This window comes from Oleiphilus sp. HI0079 (assembly GCF_001635105.1).
This window is the reverse complement of sequence record NZ_LWFT01000033.1, coordinates 1-1082: the sequence shown is the minus strand read 5'-3', so window position 1 is coordinate 1082 and position 1082 is coordinate 1. Positions and strand designations below refer to the sequence as shown.

At 50.1% G+C, this 1082-nt stretch carries 1 protein-coding gene; it reads left to right on the top strand.

What is annotated here, in order from left to right; genetic code table 11:
* The coding region (locus tag A3750_RS25570) for a hypothetical protein (RefSeq protein ID WP_197474768.1) at positions 1-1082 on the top strand (1082 nt) is incomplete at both ends.

Here is a 1082-nt window from a genome sequence, read left to right as displayed (position 1 = left end):
TAAGAGCTCTGGCGCAGTATGCGTCTTTACTATCTCTTGCAGTGCTTGTCGCTGCTTGCGGCGGTGGAGGCGGAGGAGCTTCAGTCAGTTCGGGTAATCAAGGTGGCGGCGGCAGCACGCCAGGCGGGACACCAGCAAGCTATTCAGTCGCAGGGGTGATCAATGGTCTTACTGCTTCAGGCTTAGAGTTAACCTTGTCTAGCGGCTCGACCAATATCACGCGCACACCTGCTTCTAGCGATTCAAGCTTTGATTTTTCGGCTCAGTTGCAGAGTGGTGCGGCTTTTACCATTTCTGTTACACAGCAGCCGGTTGGACAAATCTGCTCTTTGGACAGCGCCAGTGGCACAATTAGCACAGCAGATGTGTCGCTTGTGTTGACGTGTTCTGATACGCCCCTGACGGTATCCGGTTCGGTGCGTGGGCTAACGCAAGGGCAGCTCACGCTTAACCTCAATAACGGAGCCGAAAGTATTTTGGTGAACGGAGGCGATACTAGCTTCGCATTTAACCAAAGCGTCGCCTTTGGCAGCGATTTTATGATCGCGATAGAAATCCCTTTGGCTTTTGCGGATCAACCAAAAGCGATCTGCGATCTCGACACCGACTCGGGTGTCGCGGGTACGGTGGACGTATCAACGCTTAACCTTGTTTGTCGCGGGCTAGGAGTAATAACGGATCTAAGTATGGTGGGCGATCAAGGTTTACTTGCAGTAGATACTGATGTAAATGGAAGCGGACAGGCTGTTGTAGCGGCGCTCAATGTAAATGGTGGTGCGAGCAATTATTTAACCATTGGCGAGCTTGGCGGAGCATGGAGCTCTTCAAGCATCGCAGGCAATACGGAGGATCTCTCTACCATTCCTCTGGGGTATAACGCTTCGGTCTTTATTGATAACTCTGGTAATGACTCACTAGTTTATTTTGATTATTCAGATGCCGGTGGCGGCGATTGGAACGCACAGCTCTCAGAGAAAATATCAGGCGGTGCTGTAAAGGCATTGGTAAGCAATAACGTGACTCAAAAAGTATCAAAAATTGCATCAACGTCAGCAGTGATCAATGGTGATCGCATAAACATT